The sequence below is a fragment of the Flavobacterium tistrianum genome (genome assembly GCF_003254545.1).
In the GTDB taxonomy this organism is placed as follows: domain Bacteria; phylum Bacteroidota; class Bacteroidia; order Flavobacteriales; family Flavobacteriaceae; genus Flavobacterium; species Flavobacterium tistrianum.
The window spans coordinates 141,179-163,235 of sequence record NZ_QJRH01000063.1 but is presented as its reverse complement, the minus strand read 5'-3'; the positions used below and the strand labels follow the sequence as shown (position 1 = coordinate 163,235).

20 protein-coding genes are annotated in these 22,057 nt (G+C 34.2%); 6 read left to right on the top strand and 14 right to left on the bottom strand.

Features of this window, described 5'->3' with window-relative positions; genetic code table 11:
• Positions 1-79: 79 nt before the first annotated feature.
• A complete protein-coding gene (gcvP, locus tag DMB71_RS06055; RefSeq protein WP_111364518.1) occupies positions 80-2,929 on the bottom strand; it encodes an aminomethyl-transferring glycine dehydrogenase in 2,850 nt (949 codons plus the stop codon).
• A 194-nt stretch (positions 2,930-3,123) separates the two neighbouring features.
• Here gcvP and DMB71_RS06050 point away from each other — a divergent pair, with 194 nt between their 5' ends.
• Positions 3,124-3,936, top strand: a complete 813-nt coding sequence (locus DMB71_RS06050; protein ID WP_111364516.1) for a UbiA prenyltransferase family protein — start codon at positions 3,124-3,126, stop codon at positions 3,934-3,936.
• A 366-nt stretch (positions 3,937-4,302) separates the two neighbouring features.
• Here DMB71_RS06050 and DMB71_RS06045 read toward each other — a convergent pair whose 3' ends face one another.
• From DMB71_RS06045 to DMB71_RS06025, 5 genes are read right to left on the bottom strand one after another with little or no spacing between them, the layout of a single operon-like run.
• Positions 4,303-5,208, bottom strand: a complete 906-nt coding sequence (locus DMB71_RS06045) for a TIGR01777 family oxidoreductase (RefSeq protein ID WP_111364514.1) — start codon at positions 5,206-5,208, stop codon at positions 4,303-4,305.
• 58 nt (positions 5,209-5,266) lie between these two features.
• A complete protein-coding gene (locus tag DMB71_RS06040; protein ID WP_066033505.1) occupies positions 5,267-5,653 on the bottom strand; it encodes a hypothetical protein in 387 nt (128 codons plus the stop codon).
• Between the two features lie 12 nt (positions 5,654-5,665).
• A complete protein-coding gene (locus tag DMB71_RS06035; RefSeq protein ID WP_111364512.1) occupies positions 5,666-6,019 on the bottom strand; it encodes a hypothetical protein in 354 nt (117 codons plus the stop codon).
• Complete coding sequence (locus DMB71_RS06030) at positions 6,016-6,297, bottom strand: hypothetical protein (RefSeq protein ID WP_066033507.1); 282 nt, start codon at positions 6,295-6,297, stop codon at positions 6,016-6,018. Before DMB71_RS06030 ends, DMB71_RS06035 begins: the two co-directional genes overlap by 4 nt.
• Positions 6,298-6,352: 55 nt before the next feature.
• On the bottom strand, positions 6,353-6,856 hold the full coding sequence (locus tag DMB71_RS06025) for a GbsR/MarR family transcriptional regulator (protein WP_111364510.1): 504 nt from the start codon (positions 6,854-6,856) through the stop codon (positions 6,353-6,355).
• 138 nt (positions 6,857-6,994) lie between these two features.
• Here DMB71_RS06025 and DMB71_RS06020 point away from each other — a divergent pair, with 138 nt between their 5' ends.
• Complete coding sequence (locus DMB71_RS06020; RefSeq protein WP_111364508.1) at positions 6,995-8,257, top strand: cation:proton antiporter; 1,263 nt, start codon at positions 6,995-6,997, stop codon at positions 8,255-8,257.
• Between the two features lie 101 nt (positions 8,258-8,358).
• Here DMB71_RS06020 and DMB71_RS06015 read toward each other — a convergent pair whose 3' ends face one another.
• The 7 genes from DMB71_RS06015 to DMB71_RS05985 form a co-directional block, all read right to left on the bottom strand.
• A complete protein-coding gene (locus DMB71_RS06015; RefSeq protein ID WP_111364506.1) occupies positions 8,359-9,018 on the bottom strand; it encodes a SanA/YdcF family protein in 660 nt (219 codons plus the stop codon).
• A gap of 129 nt (positions 9,019-9,147) precedes the next feature.
• Positions 9,148-11,175: a M3 family metallopeptidase gene (locus DMB71_RS06010; protein WP_111364504.1), complete on the bottom strand. Its 2,028-nt coding sequence runs from the start codon at positions 11,173-11,175 to the stop codon at positions 9,148-9,150.
• A 122-nt stretch (positions 11,176-11,297) separates the two neighbouring features.
• Positions 11,298-11,783: a 5-(carboxyamino)imidazole ribonucleotide mutase gene (gene purE / locus DMB71_RS06005; RefSeq protein WP_111364502.1), complete on the bottom strand. Its 486-nt coding sequence runs from the start codon at positions 11,781-11,783 to the stop codon at positions 11,298-11,300.
• A gap of 104 nt (positions 11,784-11,887) precedes the next feature.
• Complete coding sequence (locus tag DMB71_RS06000; RefSeq protein WP_111364500.1) at positions 11,888-13,048, bottom strand: 5-(carboxyamino)imidazole ribonucleotide synthase; 1,161 nt, start codon at positions 13,046-13,048, stop codon at positions 11,888-11,890.
• Between the two features lie 259 nt (positions 13,049-13,307).
• The gene (locus DMB71_RS05995; RefSeq protein WP_111364498.1) at positions 13,308-13,859 is read right to left on the bottom strand and encodes a hypothetical protein; all 552 of its coding nucleotides are present in this window, start codon (positions 13,857-13,859) and stop codon (positions 13,308-13,310) included.
• 21 nt (positions 13,860-13,880) lie between these two features.
• Positions 13,881-15,983, bottom strand: a complete 2,103-nt coding sequence (locus DMB71_RS05990) for a TonB-dependent receptor (protein ID WP_111364576.1) — start codon at positions 15,981-15,983, stop codon at positions 13,881-13,883.
• Positions 15,984-16,192: 209 nt separating this feature from the next.
• Positions 16,193-17,464 carry a PQQ-dependent sugar dehydrogenase gene (locus tag DMB71_RS05985; protein WP_111364496.1) on the bottom strand — a complete coding sequence of 424 codons (1,272 nt, stop codon included), beginning with the start codon at positions 17,462-17,464 and terminating at the stop codon, positions 16,193-16,195.
• A 185-nt stretch (positions 17,465-17,649) separates the two neighbouring features.
• Here DMB71_RS05985 and hpt point away from each other — a divergent pair, with 185 nt between their 5' ends.
• The 4 genes from hpt to obgE all read left to right on the top strand — a co-directional run bounded on the left by hpt (position 17,650) and on the right by obgE (position 21,385).
• Positions 17,650-18,180 (top strand): hypoxanthine phosphoribosyltransferase, encoded by a 531-nt coding sequence (hpt, locus tag DMB71_RS22155; protein ID WP_111379706.1) that lies wholly within the window; start codon positions 17,650-17,652, stop codon positions 18,178-18,180.
• Positions 18,181-18,246: 66 nt separating this feature from the next.
• Entirely contained in the window at positions 18,247-18,819 is a 573-nt protein-coding gene (locus DMB71_RS22150) for an adenylate kinase (protein ID WP_239452933.1), read from the top strand.
• Between the two features lie 202 nt (positions 18,820-19,021).
• Entirely contained in the window at positions 19,022-20,296 is a 1,275-nt protein-coding gene (locus tag DMB71_RS05975) for a hemolysin family protein (RefSeq protein WP_111364494.1), read from the top strand.
• Positions 20,297-20,383: 87 nt separating this feature from the next.
• Positions 20,384-21,385, top strand: coding sequence for a GTPase ObgE (gene obgE, locus DMB71_RS05970; protein ID WP_111364574.1), 1,002 nt, complete (start codon positions 20,384-20,386; stop codon positions 21,383-21,385).
• 118 nt (positions 21,386-21,503) lie between these two features.
• Here the strand turns inward: obgE and DMB71_RS05965 are convergent, their stop codons facing one another.
• On the bottom strand, positions 21,504-22,034 hold the full coding sequence (locus DMB71_RS05965; RefSeq protein ID WP_111364492.1) for an outer membrane beta-barrel protein: 531 nt from the start codon (positions 22,032-22,034) through the stop codon (positions 21,504-21,506).
• Between the last annotated feature and the right edge of the window lie 23 nt (positions 22,035-22,057).

Here is a 22,057-nt window from a genome sequence, read left to right as displayed (position 1 = left end):
CCTGAAACTTGAAACAAAACAAAACCCGACAAGTTTTAAAAACCTGTCGGGTTTGGATATTTATATGAAAAACTAAATTTTAGCTTTCCATGTAAGCTTCAATAGGAGCACAGCTGCAAACTAAGTTTCTATCACCATAAGCATCATCGACACGACGAACAGATGGCCAGAATTTATTTTCAGCAATGTAATCTAACGGATAAGCCGCTTTTTCTCTTGAATAAGGGAAATCCCAAGAATCAGCAGTTAACATAGCTAATGTGTGAGGTGCATTTTTCAATACATTGTTTGTATTATCAGCTGTTGCAACTTCAATCTCTTTTCTGATTGAGATAAGAGCATCACAAAAACGATCTAACTCAGCTAAATCTTCAGATTCAGTTGGCTCAATCATTAAAGTTCCAGCTACTGGGAAAGAAACTGTAGGAGCGTGGAAACCGTAATCCATTAAACGTTTCGCGATATCACCCACTTCGATTCCGTTTTCTTTAAATGCACGGCAATCTAAAATCATTTCGTGAGCAGCTCTTCCGCATTCTCCAGTATAAAGAATAGGGTAGTGTCCTTCAAAACGAGCTTTCATGTAGTTAGCATTTAAGATCGCATGCTCTGTAGCGCTTTTTAATCCTTCAGCACCCATCATTGTGATATAACCGTAAGAGATTAAACAAACTAAAGCAGATCCGTAAGGTGCAGATGAAATAGCAGTAATTGCTTGCTCTCCACCAACTTTTAAGATTGGGTTTGTTGGCAAGAACGGAACTAATTTTTCGTTCACACAAATTGGTCCAACTCCAGGTCCACCACCACCGTGAGGAATCGCGAATGTTTTGTGTAAGTTTAAGTGGCAAACGTCAGCACCAATTGTAGCAGGATTTGTTAATCCAACTTGCGCGTTCATGTTTGCACCATCCATATATACTAATCCGCCGTTTTCGTGGATTAATTTTGTGATTTCAATAATTGAAGATTCGTAAACTCCGTGAGTAGAAGGGTACGTTACCATTAAACAAGATAAATCATCTTTGTGTTCAATAGCTTTTGCTCTTAAATCTTCTACATCAATATTTCCTTCTGGAGTTGTTTTCGTAACAATGATTTTCATTCCAGCCATAGCTGCAGAAGCAGGGTTTGTTCCGTGAGCCGATGAAGGAATCAAGCATACATTGCGGTGACCTTCGTTTCTTGACATGTGGTAAGCACGAATTGCCATTAAACCAGCATATTCTCCTTGAGCTCCTGAGTTTGGCTGTAAAGTTGTTCCAGCAAAACCAGTAATTACATTTAATTGTTGCTCTAATTTTTTAAGCATTGTGATGTAACCTTCAGCTTGCTCAACTGGTGCAAACGGGTGAATGCTGTTCCAGTTTGGCATTGAAAGAGGCAACATTTCAGAAGCCGCGTTTAATTTCATTGTACAAGAACCTAATGAAATCATCGAATGATTCAATGATAAATCTTTACGCTCTAATTTTTTGATATAACGCATTAACTGGCTTTCGGAATGATGATTATTGAAAACATCATGCGTTAAGAAAGAAGATGTTCTTTCTAAGGAAGCCGGTAATTGGCTAGCCTCACTTAATTCAGAAACTGTGAAAGTTTCTTTTCCTAAAGCCTCAGCAAAAATCGCAATGATTTGATTGATGTCAGAAATCGAAGTTGTTTCGTTAAATGAAATTGAAACTGATTCAGCATCAGGATAGAAGAAGTTTACTTCGTTCTTCTCAGCAACAGCTTTTACTTTTTGAGCGTCTGCTTTTACTAAGATTGTATCAAAGTAAGCTGAGTTCGTTTGGTAAACTCCAATTTTATTTAAAGCTTCAGCAGTAGTAACAGCCGATGCGTGAACTTTGTTTGCAATGTATTTCAAACCTTCTGGTCCGTGGTAAACAGCATACATTCCTGCCATAACAGCCAATAAAACTTGAGCAGTACAAATATTTGAAGTTGCTTTTTCACGTTTGATGTGCTGTTCACGAGTTCCTAAAGCCATACGTAAAGCACGGTTTCCATTTGTATCAACAGAAACTCCGATGATACGACCTGGCATAGAACGTTTGTATTCATCTTTAGTAGCAAAATATGCAGCGTGAGGACCACCGTAACCCATTGGTACTCCAAAACGTTGTGTTGTTCCAACTACAACAGCAGCTCCCATTTCTCCTGGAGAAGTTAAAGTTGCAAGTGATAAAATATCAGCAGCAAAGGCAACTTTGATTTCATTTTCTTTTGCTTTAGCAACAAAAGCGCTATAATCGTTTACCTGACCAAATTTTCCAGGGTATTGTAAAATCGCTCCGAAGAATTCGTTTGAAAAATCAAATGTTTCGTGATTTCCAACCACTAATTCAATTCCGATTGGAGTTGAACGTGTTTGCAGTACAGATAAAGTTTGTGGTAAAATTTCTTCAGAAACGAAGAATTTATGTGTGTTGTTTTTCTTTTGATCTCTCGTACGAACGTCAAATAATAAAGCCATAGCTTCAGCAGCAGCTGTACCTTCATCAAGTAAAGAAGCGTTGGCGATTTCCATTCCTGTTAATTCAATAACCGTAGTTTGGAAATTTAAAATAGCTTCTAGACGACCTTGAGCAATTTCTGCCTGATAAGGTGTGTAAGCTGTATACCATCCTGGATTTTCAAAGATATTTCTTTGAATTGGAGCTGGAACGATTGTTGGGTGATAACCCAAACCGATATACGATTTGAATACTTTATTTTTCTTTCCTAATTCCTGAATATGATTTGCAAATTCATATTCTGTCATTGCAGGATCTAAATTCAAAGGTGCTTTTAAACGAATATCATCCGGAAGGGTTTCGTAAACAAGTTGCTCAATTGAGTCAACTCCAATTGTTTTCAGCATATGCTGAAGATCGGTTTCTCTTGGACCAATGTGTCTTAAAGCAAAAGCATCTGTTTTCATGTAGCTATCTAAGTTTTTTAAATTGATGTGTTCGTGCACTTTTCACTGTACGAATCACATTTAAAAGTAAATGTGTTGTTTTTTGTGGCGCAAAATTAAGTATTATTAATAATTTAATAGGTATTTTTAACTTCATTTTTTATCAAATTTCTAACTAATGGTATGATTTGTTAATAAAAGATTAGATTTGAGGTATGATAGTATCAAAACGCTTCTTAGATTTTTACCTAAATAGCAGTATTCATGTGGCTTTGTCATGTTATGCACTTGTGCGAATCACGTTTCATGTGTTTCATATTCAATATGATGAGCCGATGGCGCTTTTTGTTTTTTTTGGAACAATTGTAGGATATAATTTCGTAAAATATGATGCGCTGGTTCGCGTAAAAAAAAATCCGATTGGAACTCAGCTAAAAATTATTGCTGTTTTGAGTTTTATTTCGGTCGTTTTAGTCGGTTATTATTTTTTCCATTTAAAGAGAATTACGCAAATAGTCTCTGTCGGAATTTTTGCCATAACGGCGCTTTATACTTTACCTTTTTTCCCAAACCGAAGAAATGCCAGAAACTGGGCAGGCGTAAAAATTTATATTGTCGCACTTTGTTGGGTTGGAGCAACTTTGGTTTTACCATTAATAAATGCTGAAATTCCGTTTACCACAGATTTTTTCATTAAATGTATTCAGCGATTTATTCTCGTTTTTGTATTGATTCTGGTTTTCGAAATCTTAGATTTGGCTAACGATGATCCACATTTACAAACCGTTCCGCAGACAATTGGAGTAAAAAGAACCAAAGTTTTAGGACTTTCACTTTTAGTTCCGTTTTGGTTTTTAGAGATTTTCGTGTCAACTTTTAATTATCATGATGCCTTCATCAATTTGATAATGGTCATTATGCTGATGCTTTTTATCATTTTCGCCAATCCAAACCGATCTAAGTATTATACTTCTTTTTGGGTTGAAGCTGTTCCGATTTTTTGGTGGCTGATGGTGGTTTTTTTATAAAGATATTTTGGGCGTGCCCCCGATAATACAAGCGGGCAAAATTACTTTGAGCATATTCGCCCGCTCGTATTATCGGAGTTAGGCTATCCGCGCTACTTCGGTAGCTTGCTTCTATCCCTCACGCAAAACGTAAAATGAGAAGATTCATTTTTAAGAGATAATTTGATCGTCTATTTTTTGACTGTTTATAGTTTTAAGTGAAAGCCTTCTTATAAATTAAGTTACTAGATATTTTGTACAATCTTGTCATTTCGACGTAGGAGAAATCTCCACAAGTAGCTCCGTACAGAATGTCGCCAATCTTTGTAGAGTTACTCGCGAAGATTTCTCCTCCGTCGAAATGACAAAACTGTGTGAATTTGAGGTCTATATTAAATCTCGAAAAGTTCTATCAATATCTCCAAACTTAAACTGAAACCCATTTTCCGAAAGCCGTCTCGGAATTACATTTCTGCTTTTCAAAACCAATTCCGTTTCCGTTCGAATGATAAAAGAACCAATTTCTAGAAAGAATTTATTCAAAGGAATTCCAAACGGGAAGCCAACCGCTTTTCTAAGTTTCTGCATAAAATCAGCATTTCGAATTGGCGTTGGTGAAACAATATTTATAACGCCTGTAATTTCTTTTTCAATAATAAAATCAATTGCATTCGCAAAATCTTCTTCGTGAATCCAGCTTACGAATTGATTTCCATTTCCTTGTTTTCCTCCAAAACCAATTTTAGCCAAAGTCTTTAATGGAACAAAAGCACCGCCATTTTTTCCTAAAACAATCGAAGTTCGTAAAGCGGTTTTTAAAGTTTTTGGCGTTTCAGTTTTAAAGAATGCTTTTTCCCAAGAAAGGGCAACATTTATAGAAAAGTCATTTCCAATTTCACCATAAACTTCATCCATTTGTTTGTCTAAAGAAAAACGATAAATCGTAGAAGTTGACGAATTCAGCCAATGTTTCGGCGGATTTTTGCAATTCAAAACTGCTTTTTTCAAGATTTTTGTGCTTTCAATTCTAGACCAAAGAATTTCTTTTTTATTAGCTTTCGTATAACGACAATCAACAGATTTTCCTGTGAGATTTATTAGAATAGAAGCATTTTCTAATTCTTTTTCCCAACCTGTAAAAGTTCGAGCATTCCAGTTTACATATTTAATTCCGTCAATTGTTTGAGATTTTCCTCGAGTGAGAATTACAATTTCTTCAAATTTATCTTTGAAATGATTCACTAAAACTTGTCCAAGAAAACCAGTTCCGGCTGCGATTATAAGTTTTTTCATTTTGTTTTCGAGTATTAAACCTAACAGGTTTTTTAAACCTGTTAGGTTTCGATATATCTTAAGCTTTAAAAACTAATCTTTCTTCTCTCTGAGCTTCTTTAGCTTTTCTTTTTCCTCTAAAAAAGAAATACAAATTGAAGAATAACATAATGCCAAGATAAATAGAAAATCCGCCAATTTTATAACTTAGTCTTTCAATTAATTCCTGATAACTGTCCTGGTTTAATTGCAGTTCCAGAATCATTAACGCAAATCCAATATTTAAAAGATAGAATCCCGTTTCAAAAAGTTTGTTGGTTGCTTCAGCAATTTCTTCTCGGCCTTTAAAAATGTCAAGCATAAAGATTTTTCCGTTTTTGAAAAGGGTTTTAGAAACGTAATAAGTTAAAAATAAAGCGACTGGTAAATAAATTCCGTAACCGATTAAGATTTTTGTAGTTTCCATAATATTTGAATTTTAGTTGTTATGAATTAGTTTTTGAACGTATTTAGTTATAATTAAAATGTTGAGGTAATGCAGAATTGAAATAATAAAAACGATAATGGCTGTTTTTATGCAAATTGTTTCGATCAATTGAGTGGAAGTAATGATTTTTTGCCAGGAAATTAGAGTCATTGCACAATAGCCAATATTTAATAGATAATAAGCTAAAAGCAAAACCTGATTTATTTTTTTACAGATGTCAGCGTGATGCGGAATTAGATCTGCAACATAAAGATTTCCGTTTTTATAGCAGATTTTTCCAACTTTTAGAATGATAAAAGTTGTAATGCCGAGATAGATTAAATATCCAATAATGTTGAAATTCATAATTTCTTTTTTTGATTATAGATAATAAACGTTAGAAAGAATATTAAGGCAACTGGTAATAAAAAAAGCCAAGTAAATTCTCCATCCCAGATCAAAAAGAAAAAGATTACGAGTGAGAAATAAATATAAATGAATTTGTTTTTCGGAAACAAAATAAGAAATAGAAATGCAGCTAAAACTTGTAATGCTCCTGTAATTGCTATTCCATAAGCACCTGCGAGTAAAAACGTTAATGCACAAATATTGATAATTTCCATTATTTTAAAAGTTGTTTTCATAGTTACTGTTGTTTTTAAACTTTCAGAAAAAATTGAAAGATTTGATTAAATTTTTTTATTTCATCATTTTTATAAACAATTTCCCAAGCCAGTTATCATTAAATTCAGTCATTTTGTCCAACATATTATCTGCTTTTAAAACAAAATCATAGAGCTTAGTGGTCTGATCAACGAAGTGTTTTTCTTCTGCCGAATCTTTAGCTTCAATTGTCGAAACTTCTTTTAAAATTTTAAGAGCAGGTTTAATTTCTCTTTTGCTTCTTTCTCTGGAGATTTTTGCTGCTAATTCATCTAAATCTTTTTCGGCTGTAAAGAACTCTTTTCTTTCTCCGGCTTTAAATTCTTTGTAAACAATTCCCCAATCCATTAAAGCTCTTAGGTTCATGCTGGCATTTCCGCGTGAAATCTGCAATTCTTCCATAATGTCTTCCATAGAAACAGCTTCGTTTGAGACCATTAATAAAGCGTGGATCTGTGCCATCGTTTTATTAATTCCCCACTGGGAACCTAGTGCTCCCCAAGTTTGAACGAATTTATTTTTTGCTTCTTTGAATTCCATGAGTCAAATGTAAGTAAAAGTTTTTAAACTTTCAAAAATAATTGAAACATATTTAACAAATTATAAAGTTGTGTTAATTCGAACCTTTAAATTTTCGATTAAATAATGATACAGCTATTTTTGTAAAAATCACATTTTATGGAATTATACTACACATTTTCGGTGCTAATTGTATTGGCATCATTCTTCGCCTATTTAAATTTAAGATTTTTAAAACTTCCAGGAACCATCGGAATCATGATTATTGCGATGTTGGTCTCAGTAGGAATTCGTCTTTTGGGAGATTCTTATTTTCCTGCAATGACAAAGCATTTTTTTGATTTGATAAAGGAATTTGATTTCAATGAAATCCTAATGGGAGCGATGTTGAACTTTCTTTTATTCGCGGGAGCTTTACACGTAAACATGTTTGATCTTAAAGAACAAAAAGTTCCTATCATGATTTATTCGACAGTAAGTGTCGTTTTATCAGCTTTAATTATTTCTGTTCTGCTTTATTATATAGCGCCACTTCTCGGAATAACTATTCCGTATATATTTTGTTTGGTTTTCGGGACATTAATTTCTCCAACCGATCCAATCGTGGTTTTGGGAGTTTTAAAAGAAGCTAAAGTTCCTAAAAGAATCGAAACTAAAATTGTTGGTGAATCACTTTTTAATGATGGAGTTGCAGTTGTAATGTTTGCGGTTGTTCTAAAAATGGCAACCGACCCAACATTTGATGCTACTTTTAGTTCAATTAGTTGGTTGTTTATGAAAGAAGGAATTGGTGGACTTTTATTAGGAGCGGTTTTCGGATTTACAGCTTCTAAGGTGATGAAGAAAATTGACGATTATAAAGTTTCTGTTCTTATAACACTTTCTATAGTTATGGGAGGATTTTTAATTGCTCAAAGTTTGCACGTTTCGAGTCCGTTGGCAATGGTTGTTGCTGGTTTAATTATTGGTAATTATGGCAAAAAAGTTGCCATGAGTGAAGTGACTAAAGATTATTTAGGCAAATTCTGGGAACTTATAGATGAGATTTTAAATGCTATTTTGTTTTTATTTATAGGTTTCGAATTGTTATTGCTTCCAGATTTGAACAAACAATTGCTTACCGGTTTTGTAGCTATTTTTATTGTGCTTTTTTCAAGATTAACTTCAATTGTGTTACCGTGGAAATTCTTCGATATCTTTAAGTTTTTCGGAATCAAATCTGCTTACAACAAAGGTTCTTTGATGGTTTTGGTTTGGGGCGGAATTCGCGGTGGAGTTTCTATTGCGTTAGTACTTTCTATGCCTGAGAGCGAATATAAAAACTTGCTTTTGGAAGTAACTTATATTGTAGTCTTATTTTCTATTGTGGTTCAAGGGTTGACAGTTGGGAAATTAGCTAACAGAGTTTTGGAGAAGGAATAAAGATTTAATAGAAAAAAGAATAAAGAGGCAAGATTTCTATTCTTTGTATTTAAATTATAAAACTAAAAACCCTGCAAGTTCTTTTGCAGGGTTTTGTTTTTTTATCGTTTATCTTCTTTAGAATAATTCGATTCTCCGTTAATATTAATTTCTCCACCTAAAAAACGGGGTTTACGATTTCTTAAAACATCGAAGAAAGATTTAAAAACCGAACCATATTCTCTAAACCGAACATAATTATATCCAAGATATTCTCCTTTATTGGCAGAATATCCAGAGGATTTAATTCCTAGTTTTTGTCCAATATAAATCGCACGATTTAAATGATATTCCTGCGAAATTAAAGTCGCTTTTTTAATCTTAAAAATATGTTTTGCACGATACATTGTTGAATACGTATCGAAACCTGCATAATCAATAAATATTTTGGTTGTGTCAACTCCGTGATTAAAACAGTAGTTTTTCATAACCGTTAATTCATCATATTCATCTCGGCCATTATCTCCTGAAAGTAAAATTTTATTAATGCGTTTTGCTTTCCAAAGCATAATTCCAGCATCTAAACGATCTTTCAAATATTTGCTTGGCTGATTTCCGTTAATTCCTGCACCAAAAATAATTCCGACATCATTTTTAGGAAACTTTTTTATTGAATAATAAATGTACTTTTTAGTCGAAGATTTCACGTAATAATTGACCGAAACAATGGCAATCAATCCGATAATGGCAAGATAAAGCGCTATTTTAAAATATTTTTTCACGGCTTGTATTTGTAAGATTAAGATTTAAAAATACGAAGATAGCTAAAGTAAAATCAAATAAAAAACCGAAGTATTTCTACCTCGGTTCTAATTATCTAATATTCTAAGAAGTCTAAAAATCTAAGAAGTCTAGAGAAGACCCGCTCTTTTTAACAAAGCTTCAGGTTTTGGTTCTTGCCCTCTGAAACGTTTGTATAAAATCATCGGATGTTCTGTTCCACCTTTTGAAAGTACATTATCTTTGAATTTTTTCGCAATTTCTTCGTTAAAGATTCCATTTTCATGGAAATATTCAAAAGCGTCTGCATCTAAAACTTCCGCCCATTTGTAGCTATAATATCCAGAAGAATAGCCACCTTGGAAAATATGAGAGAATGCTGTACTCATTGCATTTTCCTTTACATCAGGATACAATTGTGTGTTCGCAAATTGTTCCGTTTCGAAAGATTTAAGATCTGTAATGTTTGTTGGATCTTGTCCGTGCCAAGCCATATCTAATAATCCGAAACTTAACTGGCGTAAAGTTGCCAAACCTTCTTGGAAGCTTGCACTTTCTTTAATTTTCTGCACATATTCAATCGGAATAATTTCTCCAGTTTCATAATGATTTGCGAACAAAGCTAAAGCCTCAGGTTCGTAGCACCAGTTTTCCATAATTTGACTTGGCAATTCTACGAAATCCCAATAAACAGAGGTTCCAGATAAACTTGGGTAAACCGTATCAGCCAGCATTCCATGTAATCCGTGACCGAATTCATGGAATAAAGTCGTCACTTCATTAAAAGTCAATAACGAAGGTTTTGTTTCCGTTGGTTTTGTAAAGTTGCAAACGTTCGAAATGTGCGGTCTTTCGTTTACGCCGTCTTTTACATATTGTGATTTGAATGATGTCATCCACGCGCCGTTTCTTTTTCCTTTTCTTGGGAAGAAATCAGCGTAGAAAATAGAAACTAAATTGCCATCAGCGTTTTTTACTTCGTAAGTCGTAACTTCTTCGTGGTATTTATCGATATCAAAAACTTCCGTAAAAGTTAAACCGTATAATTTTTTGGCAACCATAAAAGCGCCGTCTAAAACTTTTTCTAATTGAAAATAAGGTTTCAGTTTTTCATCATCTAAATTAAAAAGCTGTTGTTTTAATTTTTCAGAATAATAAGCGCCGTCCCATTTTTCCAATTGTTCTATTCCGTCCAATTCTTTCGCGAAAGCTGTTAATTCAGCAAATTCTTTTTGCGCTGCAGGTTTTGCTTTTGCTAATAAATCATTTAAGAAAGAGAATACTTTTTCTGGACTTTCGGCCATTCTTTCTTCCAAAACAAAATGAGCGTGCGTTTTGTAACCTAATAAATTGGCTCTTTCGTGACGCAGTTTAGCAATTTTCAGAACATTTTCTTCGTTGTTGAATTCGTTTTTCTGAAAACCTTTTGCGCCAAAAGCAACGGCCATTTTTTTACGCAATTCACGATTGTCAGCATAAGTCAAAAACGGAACGTAGCTTGGATGATCTAAAGTGAAAATCCAACCTTCTTTTTCCTGATTTTTGGCTAATAATCTTGCGGCTTCAATTGTTCCTTCTGGCAAACCAGACAAATCTTTTTCATCAGTTAAATGCAGTTCGAAGTTGTTGGTTTCTGCCAAAACATTTTCGCCAAACTGTAAACTCAATTTCGATAATTCTTTGTCGATTTCTCTTAATTTGTTTTTCTTGTCTTCTGGCAAATTAGCTCCGTTTCTTGAAAAGCTTTTGTATTTTTTATCTAATAAAGTAGTTTGTTCTGGATTAAGATTTAAACTTTCTTTTTGATCATAAACCGCTTTTACTCGTACAAATAATTCAGCGTTTAACCGAATGTCATTTCCGAATTCTGAAAGCCAAGGCGAAACTTCTTGTGCAATTTTCTGCATTTCGTCATTCGTTTCAGCCGAATTCAAATTGAAGAAAATACTAGAAAGACGATCTAAAATATCGCCCGAAAAATCCATCGCTACAATTGTGTTTTCAAAAGTAGGTGCATCTGGATTATTTACAATCGCATCAATTTCGGCTTTCGCCAAAGCAATTCCTTCCTGAAAAGCAGGAACGTAATCTTCGATTTTAATTTGCGAAAAAGGTGCGGTGTTATGTTTGGTGTTGAAATATTGTGTTAAGATACTCATATTACAGTTTTTTGTCCTGCAAGGTTTTTAAAACCTTGTAGGTGTTTTTGAAGTACTTTAATTTTGATTGTGATAATCAGACCTACAAGGTTTTGGAAACCTTGCAGGAATTTATGGGAAGATTATTTCTTTAAGCCTTCAGCCGCTTTATTAACCGCAGCTTTCAATTCTTCTTTATAAGAAATAATGGTATCTAAAACTTTTTTGTCATGGCTTCCGATGATTTGTGCTGCTAAGATTCCAGCATTTTTTGCTCCGTTTAAAGCTACAGTTGCAACAGGAACACCGCCCGGCATTTGAAGAATCGATAAAACCGAATCCCAACCATCAATGGAATTGCTTGATTTTACAGGAACTCCAATTACAGGAAGTGGAGACATTGAAGCCACCATTCCCGGTAAATGCGCCGCACCGCCAGCACCGGCAATAATTACCGAAATCCCGCGATTGTGTGCATTTTTGCTGAAATCGAATAATTTCTCCGGCGTTCTGTGTGCCGAAACGATATCTACTTCAACATCTACATTGAATTGTTTTAATATGTCGATCGCATCCTGCATAACTGGCATGTCTGAGATGCTTCCCATTATAATAGCTACTTTGCTCATGTTTTTATTTTGTTGTGTTTGTTTCAGGTTTAAAGTTTCAAGTTGTTTGGAACTGTAAACACTGTTTGTTTAGTTTTAACTGAATACTGCGACTGAAAACTAATTTAAGCGCTGATCACCTTAATAGTTTCTTTAACTTCCTGTGCAATTCTTCTCGCTTCAGCCATATTTTCATTTACGATTGTCACGTGTCCCATTTTTCTGAAAGGTCGTGTTTGTTTTTTACCGTAAATATGTGGTGTAACGCCGTCCCATCCTAAAATGGTTTCTATGTTTTCATATACAACATTTCCAGAATGACCTTCGGCACCAACTAAATTTACCATAATTCCCGCCACTTTGCTGTCGGTATTTCCTAACGGAAGATCTAAAATAGCGCGTAAATGATTTTCGAATTGTGAAGTATAACTAGCTTCAATAGAATAATGTCCAGAATTGTGTGGGCGAGGAGCAACTTCGTTTACCAAAATTTCGTCATCGTGAGTCTGAAACATTTCAACTGCTAGAAGTCCAACGTGGTTGAAGTTTTCTGAAACTTTTAAGGCAACTGCTCTCGCTTTTTCAGCTACTTTTTTGTCGATTCTTGCTGGGCAGATTACGTATTCAACTTGGTTGGCTTCTGGGTGAAATTCCATTTCGACAACCGGATATGTTTTCATTTCGCCTGACGGATTTCTAACCACAATTACTGCCAATTCGTTTTTGAACGGAACCATAGTTTCTGCAATACATTCTACATTTGGAAGCGTATCTAAATCTGAAATTTGGCGAACTATTTTCACGCCATTTCCGTCATAACCAAATTCGGTGCATTTCCAAACAAAAGGCAATTTGATAGTTGATTGTGGATTAGCGATTTCTGATTTTAGATTTTCAAGGTTCTCAAATCTTTCGAAAGGCGCAGTTGGGATATTATTTTTAGCGTAAAAATCTTTTTGAACGCCTTTATTCTGAATTCCTTTTAAGGTTTTAGGAGATGGATATATTTTTAAACCTTCATTTTCCAGTTGCGTTAAAGCTTCAAGATTTACCAATTCGATTTCGAAAGTCAAAACATCGACTTGTTTTCCGAAATTGTAAACGGTATCATAATCCATTAAATCGCCTTGAAAAAACTTGTTGCAGGCAATTTTACTTGGTGCTTCATCGCTTGGATCTAGAACGTAAGTTTGTATGTCAAATTTTCTGGTATCGAACAAAAGCATTTTACCTAATTGTCCGCCACCTAATATTCCTAATTTAAAATCAGAAGAAAAATAATTCATTTTGTGTTGTGTTTTTGCAAAGATACTTTTTAATCTTTTTTTAGCCAAAATTTAGTTTTTTTAGCCACGAATTCACGAATTTTAAATTTATGGAAATCAATTTTTGGCTTAAAATATTTTGCCACAGATTTCCACAGATTTCCACAGATTATTTTTTGAAGTAATTAAAAAAACATTTTAATCCTTTTAATCTGTGGCGAAAAAATAATTCGTGAATTGCTTCGCCTATTCGCTATCGCTCGGGTCGTGGCTCTTAAGACTATTTTATTTTCTTCAAAACTTCTTTGGCGACGGCTTTGTATGCTGCAGAATGGTCTCCGAAATCTTTATCAATAATCACTTTTAATTCGGGATGAATCCAGTCGTAATAATTTCCTAGAATAAATAAAGTTCTTATGGAATACGCTTTTGTAGCGACTTTGGTATCGTTAATAAGCCAATCGAAAGAAGCTTCAATGCAATCTTGAAGATTTTCTTCGGAGAGTTTTATTCCGTTTTCGTTTTTCTTATAATGTGATTTTACCAAAAGTTGTGTCACTTTTGCAATCGGACGCATGGAACTTTCGTCTTTTAAAACTTTTAAATTCGAACAGAAAAAATCTAGATGAGGTTGTAACCAAAGTAATTCTTCGTAAGAAACAAATTCTAAAATCCAGCAAGCTTTATGGTTGTTTTTGTTTTCTGGTGAAAAGCAAATCGAAACCAATTCACTAAAAAGCGATGGATTCTCTAAAACCTCTTGTGCTGTTTTGAGACGATTTTCTCTGTATGCATTGACATAATCCAGTTTTTTCTGCAGTTCGGAAAGCATTGTTTTTAAGATTTAATGTCGCTAAAATAAATAATTTAATGAGACAATTCCGTAATAGTTTACGGGCAGTCCTGGATAATAAAACCTTGGTTGTGCATTTCCAACTCCTGTTGCATTGGTCAAAATCATAGAAGCATATTTTTCGTTGGTGACATTATTTATTCCAGCATCAAAATGTGCTTTCAATCCTGATAAAATCTCAAATTGATAGCCCGTTTTTAAATTCAAAAGTGAATAAGAATTTGAAAAATCAGCATTCGAATCATTCATTGGGATTTTATCTGTGAATTGGAAATCGGCAGAAAAGTAGAATCCTGAATTAGTATTCAAATTAAAACCAGCACTTGCAGTGTTTGCTGGAACTCCAGTTAATTTATTTCCCGAATAATCATTTCCGTTATCTACAAATTCTTTAAATTCATAATTTCCGATTGATGTTCCAACATAAGAATTCAAATTGAAAGTTCGATTTATGGGCCAATTATGGTTTAATGAAATTTCGATTCCTTCGTGAAACGTTTTTCCAGCATTTACACCTTCGTATTGATCATCTCCGATTCTTTTGGCGACTAATAAATCTTTAATTTCCATTCGGTAAATGGCAATTTCGGTGTAGAGTTTTTTATTGAAAAAATGTAGTTTTCCGCCTAATTCAAAATTATAACCGGTTTCGGGTTTAATGTCAGAATTGATGTTTCCTGTTGAGGTTAGAGTTTCTTCGGTTGCGGGAAGAGAAAATCCTCGGCTCACAGAAAAGTAGAAAGTTTGAACTTCATTCGGTTTAAATAAAAAAGAAAGCTGTGGCGAAAAAATGCCATCATAACTATATTTTTCTTTTGGATTATTCGCGGAAGCGGGAAAATCATTCTGCAATTCAAATTTGGTTTTGTTGTAATTTAAACCTGCCTGAATCTCAAATCGATCAGAAAGTAAAGTTCTAATTTGAGAGAAAATATTATAAAAATGTCTTTTTTGATTGGTTGCTGTAAGTTGATCGCCTTGCAAGCTTCCATTTCCGTTATTTTGCTGATATAGATTTTCAAAAGTATTGCCGTTGTAATTATCTTTGAAATATTCCAATCCAGCAATAAATTGATTGTTGATTTTGCCGATTTTAAAATCTCCCGAAAATTGAGTTCGTGCACCCGAAGCAAAAGTATATTGGCGCAAAATATCAAAAGGACGCGGTTCGTTACTGTCTTTATAATTGATGAAAACTGAAGTCGAATTGTTTAAATGATCATTAATTTTAAAATCATAAGCTAATCCAGCCAAAGTTGACTTGTATTCTTTGAATCCTTTTGAAGCAACCCAAGTTGGCGCGCCTGCTTGTGGGTTATTTTCGAAAGTGGTTTTATTGATCGAACTCGGAATGTAAGCTTTCAAATAAGTATAATTGGAGAAATATGTTAGTTTACTATTCTTCTTTCTGAATAATTCTCCGCCAAGTGTAATTCCTTCGCGATTGTAAGCGCTGTTTTCGCGCCAGCCGTCAGTTTTTAAATTATGATAACTAAGACTTAAAGAAGATTCTCTTTCATTCAAATCAAAAGAAATTCTATTTTTCAATAATCCAAAAGAACCAAAAACAGAACTTACTTCAGCTTGATAATTTCCTTTTTTTAAAGTTTGAGGCGAAACCAAAATTGCTCCGCCCAAACCCGCTCCGTAAATACTCGAAAGTGGACCTTTAATGACTTCAACCTGATTGATGTTTTGAATATCAATGTCGTCAATTACGGTTTCGCTATTTCCAGATGTCAGCGGAATATTTCCATAAAAAGCTCTGATTTTATTGGTTCCATACGGAGTTCTCGCGCCAATTCCACGAATCGAAATTCGGGTTGTCGTAATATTTGAAGATTGCATAAAAACACCAGGAATTGTATTAATGACGTTACTGATATCGGTAGTATTATTTCGAAGTAATTCTTTTTCAGATAAAATGCCAATCGAAGCTGGACTGTTTTGTAAATCACGATTAATGTGAAGCGGACTTATTAAAACTTCGTTCAGTTTTTGAGTTTTTTTAGAATCAATATTTTGGACTTCTTTTTCTTGTGCTAAACTATTTTTAGAAATAAAAAGAACAAAAAGGAGAAGAAAATATTTTTTGAAAGGCATAAAAGGAGGTGGGTTAAATGCATTTTTATTTAACACATAGAAACATAGTATTGATTGAGGCAAAAAAGGCGTTTCACTTATCAAAAGCCACATAGCAACTATGTGTGAAAACGAGTTTTCTTAAATCAACTTTTTAATGCAAAAAATCTATGTCTCTATGTGTTTAAAATCTTTTTGTAGTTGGAATTTGGAGTTTTTAATTTGGAGTTTTATTTAGCTGTCACTTTCCAAATCGTATTTCCGCTATCATCATTTACCAAAAGTGATCCGTCATTCATAACCGTTACCGCAACTGGACGTCCGTAAACTTCTGCTTTGTTTTCGTTAGAAATAAATCCGGTTAAAAAATCTTCTGGTTTTCCTGAAGGTTTTCCGTCTTTAAAAGGAACAAAAAGTACTTTATAGCCCGAAATTTTAGAGCGGTTCCAAGAACCATGCTGTCCGACAAAAGCTCCGTTTTTATATTTCGCTGGGAATTTATCTTTAGTATAAAAAGCCAATCCAAGCGAAGCCGTGTGAGGACCAACTGAAACATCGGGCACAATTGCTTTTTCTACCAAATCTTTTCTTTCGCCTTTCATTCTTGGGTCAGGAATATTTCCAAAATAGGAATATGGCCAACCGTAGAAACCATCTCTTTTTACACTTGTAATATAATCAGGAACTAAATCGTCTCCGAGTTCATCACGTTCGTTTACTGCTGTCCAAAGTTCTTTATTCACAGGATTCCAATCCATTCCAACAGGATTTCTCAATCCCGAAGCGAAGATTTTTTCTCCTGTTCCGTCAGGATTAATTTCAAGAATTGCTGCACGACGTACTTCTTTGTCCATTCCGTTTTCTCCATTATTACTTCCAGAACCTACAGAAACGTAAATTTTACTTCCGTCAGAACTTGCCAATAAATTTCTACTCCAGTGATTATTGTATCCGCCTGCAGGAAGATCAAGGATTTTTTCGCCTTTTGTTTCCAGTTTCAGGGGATTGTTTTTATAAGGATAACGGTATAATCCGTCGGTATTGGCTATGTAGAAAAAGTCTTTTAAAACCAACATTCCAAAAGGTTTGTTCAAACCGGTAACAAAAACTTGACGAGTTTCAAATTTCCCGTCTTTATCTTTATCTCTTAAAACCGTAATTTGGTTTTTACTAGATCTTGTTCCGCTTTCAACAACAAAAATGTCCTGGTTTGGAGCAATATAAGTCCAACGCGGATTTTCAAATCCGTCAGCAAATTTAGTTACAGTAAAACCTTCAGGTGCTTTTGGAGTTTTGCCAGCAGGCCATCCGATTACTTTGCTATTGTTGGTTTTTGATTCTGTTGCATAGGGTGGAGGAAGAGTAATATCTCCAATGGCAGTTTTTACAACATTGCCTGGCTGTTTGGCAAGCTCTTCTTTTTCTTCTTTTTTTACTTGCCCATTGCAGGCAGTCATTAAGGCTAGTAGTGGTATAGATATCAGGGTTAAGGATTTTTTCATCAGTTTTTGGAGTTAAATGATTATGTCACAACAATTTACTGAAAAATCTTATAGTGTCAAAAATTAATTTGTAAACATTAACTGATATTTAACATTCTTAAAAAATATCTTGATACAGTTTATTTTGATAGAAGCAGTTAAGTTGTAATTCTGTATCTTTGTCCATTATTTTAAAAAGAAAAATAATGATACAACTTCACGATAAACAATTTGTTCCGTTTATTTCGGCTAAAGAAATTGATTTTGCTTTAACTAAAATAGTAGCTCAGGTAGAAGACGATTTTGGAGATGATACGCCAATTTTTATTGGAGTTTTGAATGGTGCTTTTATGGTCGTGTCAGATTTTCTGAAAAAATATAAAAAACCATGTGAAGTTTCGTTTATCAAAATGGCATCGTACGAAGGAACTGAAACAACAAATGCTGTTAAGGAATTAATCGGAATCAATCAGGATCTTTCGGGAAGAACCGTAATTATCATTGAAGATATTATTGATACCGGAAATACAATCGAAGAATTAAAGCACTTGTTTAAAGCGCAAAATGTAAAGCACTTTAAAATTGCAACATTGTTTTTTAAACCAGAAGCATACAAAAAAGACATCAAAATAGATTACATCGGGATTCGTATTCCGAATAAATTTATTGTAGGTTACGGTCTAGACTATGATGGTTTGGGAAGAAACTTAACCGAAATTTACAAATTAGCAGAATAACAAAACACAACTAAATATTCATTTAAAGACTTCTGAAAGACAGAAGTAACAACACTCATTTCAATTATGATTAACATCGTTTTATTTGGAAAGCCTGGTGCAGGAAAAGGAACTCAGGCAGAATTTTTAAAAGAGAAATACAATTTAACGCACCTTTCAACAGGAGATATTTTTCGTTTCAATTTAAAAAATGATACTGAACTAGGAAAACAAGCAAGAGTTTTTATGGACAATGGAGAATTGGTTCCTTGCGAAGTAACAACTGCAATGTTAATTGATGAGGTGAAAAAACACCCAGATACAGCAGGATTTTTGTTCGATGGTTACCCAAGAACAATCAATCAGGCAGAAGCTTTAGATAAATTTTTACCAACAATTGGATCTAGCGTAACAGCAACAATCGCTTTAGAAGCTGATGACGAAATTTTGGTAAAACGTCTATTAGAAAGAGGAAAAACAAGTGGAAGAGCTGATGATCAGGACGAAGAAAAAATTCGTGTGAGATATCAAGAGTACAATGAGAAAACTGCTCCTCTAATTGGATATTATAAAGAACAAGGTAAGTTTCATGCTGTAGACGGTATCGGAACTATCGAACAAATTACAGAGCGCTTAACGTCAGTTATAGATAATTTGTAGAAGCTTTTTCCAGCTGTACGTTACGAGTCCTCGCTAAAAAAACTATTTTTCTATACCATAAAACGAGCTTCTTTCAGTCGCTGTTTTATGGCAAGAAAAATTAGTTTTTTTAGCTCCTGGCTCTTCTCTTCCATCTGGGCTATTTTAGATTGCGATTACAAATTACATTAACGAGACTATTTTATAACGAATCCCCTATCAATTGGAAATACTAATAATATTTTTTCTAATTCTATTAAACGGAGTTTTCTCCATGTCTGAAATCGCTTTGATTTCGGCACGTAAAAACAGGCTAGAAACAGCAGCTAAAAAAGGCAACAAAAGCGCTAAAACAGCACTCGATTTAGCCAACTCCCCAAATAAATTTTTGTCTACAGTACAAATCGGAATTACCTTAATCGGAATTTTGACGGGTATTTATTCTGGTGACAAAATCACGGCAGACGTTGAACTTTTTGTAGCTGGTTTTGCAGTTCTTAAGCCTTATGCACATTCAATTGCGGTTGGAATTGTAGTTGTAGTTTTAACTTTTTTCTCATTGGTTTTGGGAGAGCTACTTCCAAAACGAATTGGATTAAATTATCCAGAAGCTATTGCTAAAATGGTTGCAATGCCAATGAAAGTGATTTCGATCATTACGGCACCATTTATTTGGCTGTTAACTTCTTCAACAGATTTTTTACTGAATGTTCTTCAGATAAAACCAACTGCTGACGGAAAAGTTACCGAAGAAGAAATTAAAGCCATCATTAAAGAAGGAACAGAAGTAGGAGAAGTTCAAGAAATTGAACAGGATATTGTGGAGCGTGTTTTTCATATTGGAGACAGAAAAGTAAATTCTTTAATGACACACCGTAAGTCGGTTGACATGCTGCCATTAAAAGCAGATAAAGAAAAAATCAAAGAATTAGTAGTTCAGGATCTTCATGCCGTTTATCCTGTTTACAATGATAATTACGATGATATTGTAGGAGTTGTAACGCTGAAAAATATCTTCGCACACATCGAAAAAGATAATTTTGATTTGAACTCAATATTGTCTGACGCTCCTTATTTGATGGAACAAACTACGGCTTATAAAGCATTAGAAAATTTCAAAAAAACAGGAGTCCATTATGCTTTAGTTTCAGATGAATACGGAGTTTTTCAAGGTATGATTACGTTGAATGATATTTTAGAAGCTTTAGTTGGTGATGCTGCCGAATTTTATAAAGACGAGTTCCAGCTTATCGAAAGAGAAGACGGTTCGTGGCTAGTTGACGGACATTATTCGTTACACGATTTCTTAACGTATTTCGAATTGGACGAATTAACCAACGATTACGAAGTAAACACCGTAAGCGGAATGATTATGACTGAGTTGTCTCATATTCCAAAAGAAGGAGAAAAATTAGTTTGGCAGAAATTCGTTCTGGAGGTAATTGATATGGACGGTGTCAAGATTGACAAAGTGCTTGTAAGAGCATTAAAAGAGTAAAATTTGTTTCAAGTTTAAAGTTTCAAGTTGGTTGACGTTCTGTTAACTTGAAACTTGAAACATGGAACTACACATAAACAAGAAAAAATGACAGAAGGAAATTTTGTAGACTACGTTAAGATATATGTTTCTTCCGGAAAGGGAGGGAAAGGATCAACGCATTTACATAGAGAGAAATTTATCGAAAAAGGCGGTCCTGACGGAGGAGATGGAGGTCGCGGAGGGCATGTTTATTTAGTTGGAAATAAAGGACTCTGGACATTATTTCATTTAAAGTTTGCACGTCACATTAAAGCGGGTCACGGTGGAGACGGAGGATCTGACAGAAGTACAGGTGCAGATGGAGAAGATAAAGTAATTGAAGTGCCACTAGGAACTGTTGTAAAAGACAAGGAAACCGGAGAAACACTTTTTGAAATTACAGAACACGGAGAAAAACAGATTCTGGCAAGAGGAGGAAAGGGAGGTTTAGGAAACTGGCATTTTAGAAGTTCAACAAATCAGACACCTCGTTATGCACAGCCAGGTTTGCTTGGTGTAGAAATGGATGTTATTCTAGAGCTTAAAGTTTTAGCCGATGTTGGTTTAGTTGGTTTCCCGAATGCTGGAAAATCTACTTTATTGTCTGTTTTAACTTCCGCAAAGCCAAAAATTGCTGATTATCCGTTTACGACTTTAAAACCAAATTTAGGAATTGTAGCTTATAGAGATTTTCAATCTTTTGTGATTGCTGATATTCCTGGAATTATTGAAGGAGCTGCTGAAGGAAAAGGTTTAGGTCATTATTTCTTGCGTCATATCGAACGTAACTCAACATTATTGTTTTTGATTCCTGTTGATACAGCAGATATTAAGGCAGAATATGATATTTTGGTTAATGAATTGACGAAATATAATCCTGAAATGTTGGACAAAGAACGTCTAGTTGTAATTTCGAAGTGTGATATGCTGGATGATGAGTTGAAGGCAGAATTGAAAGCAGAATTAGATGTTTCTTTCAAAGGTGTTCCTTATATGTTTATTTCTTCTGTTGCACAACAAGGTTTGACAGATTTGAAAGATAGACTTTGGAAAATGCTTAATGAGTAAATTTTTTTTCAATTAAAAATATAAAACCCGACAATGAACAGTATTGTCGGGTTTTTCTTTTTGTACGAAAAAAAAACAAAAAGATTAAGATGGCTAAATCTTACTTGTTAACTTTGATTTATAATCCGAAGTTTTTAGAAATTCCAATGTTTAGAGTTTTTCCAAAATTAAAGCCTAAACGTTCTTGTCTTGGATCATTTTTACCATCAAGATTGTCATAGTTAATTCCTCCAATAGAGAAATTTAAACCAAATCCTCTTTTCATATTAATAAATAAAGCAGGTGTAAGGCTAGCATACATTCCTTTCGCATCATTAACATTAGTAGATTGGTATCCAGCACCTAAATCACCAAAAACAGAGAACACATCTGAAAGAGGAACAGTGTAACGTACAAAACCTCCAATTTTGTATTTTTCAGTTGTGTCTTCTCCGAAGTTTTTAACGTTTCCAATAGAACCTTCAATTCCAGCTGTCCATCGGTCAGCAAATTGATATCCTACTTTTGGAGAGAATTCGAAGTTTTCTGATTTGGAATCACCGATTTTCTCAGAAGAAAATCCAACGTTACCACCCAAAAGGATAGAATTTTTTTGCGCACTTGCCATAGTTGTAAATAAGATTACAACTGCTACTAACAATTTTTTCATTTTAGTCTAATAATTATTGAACG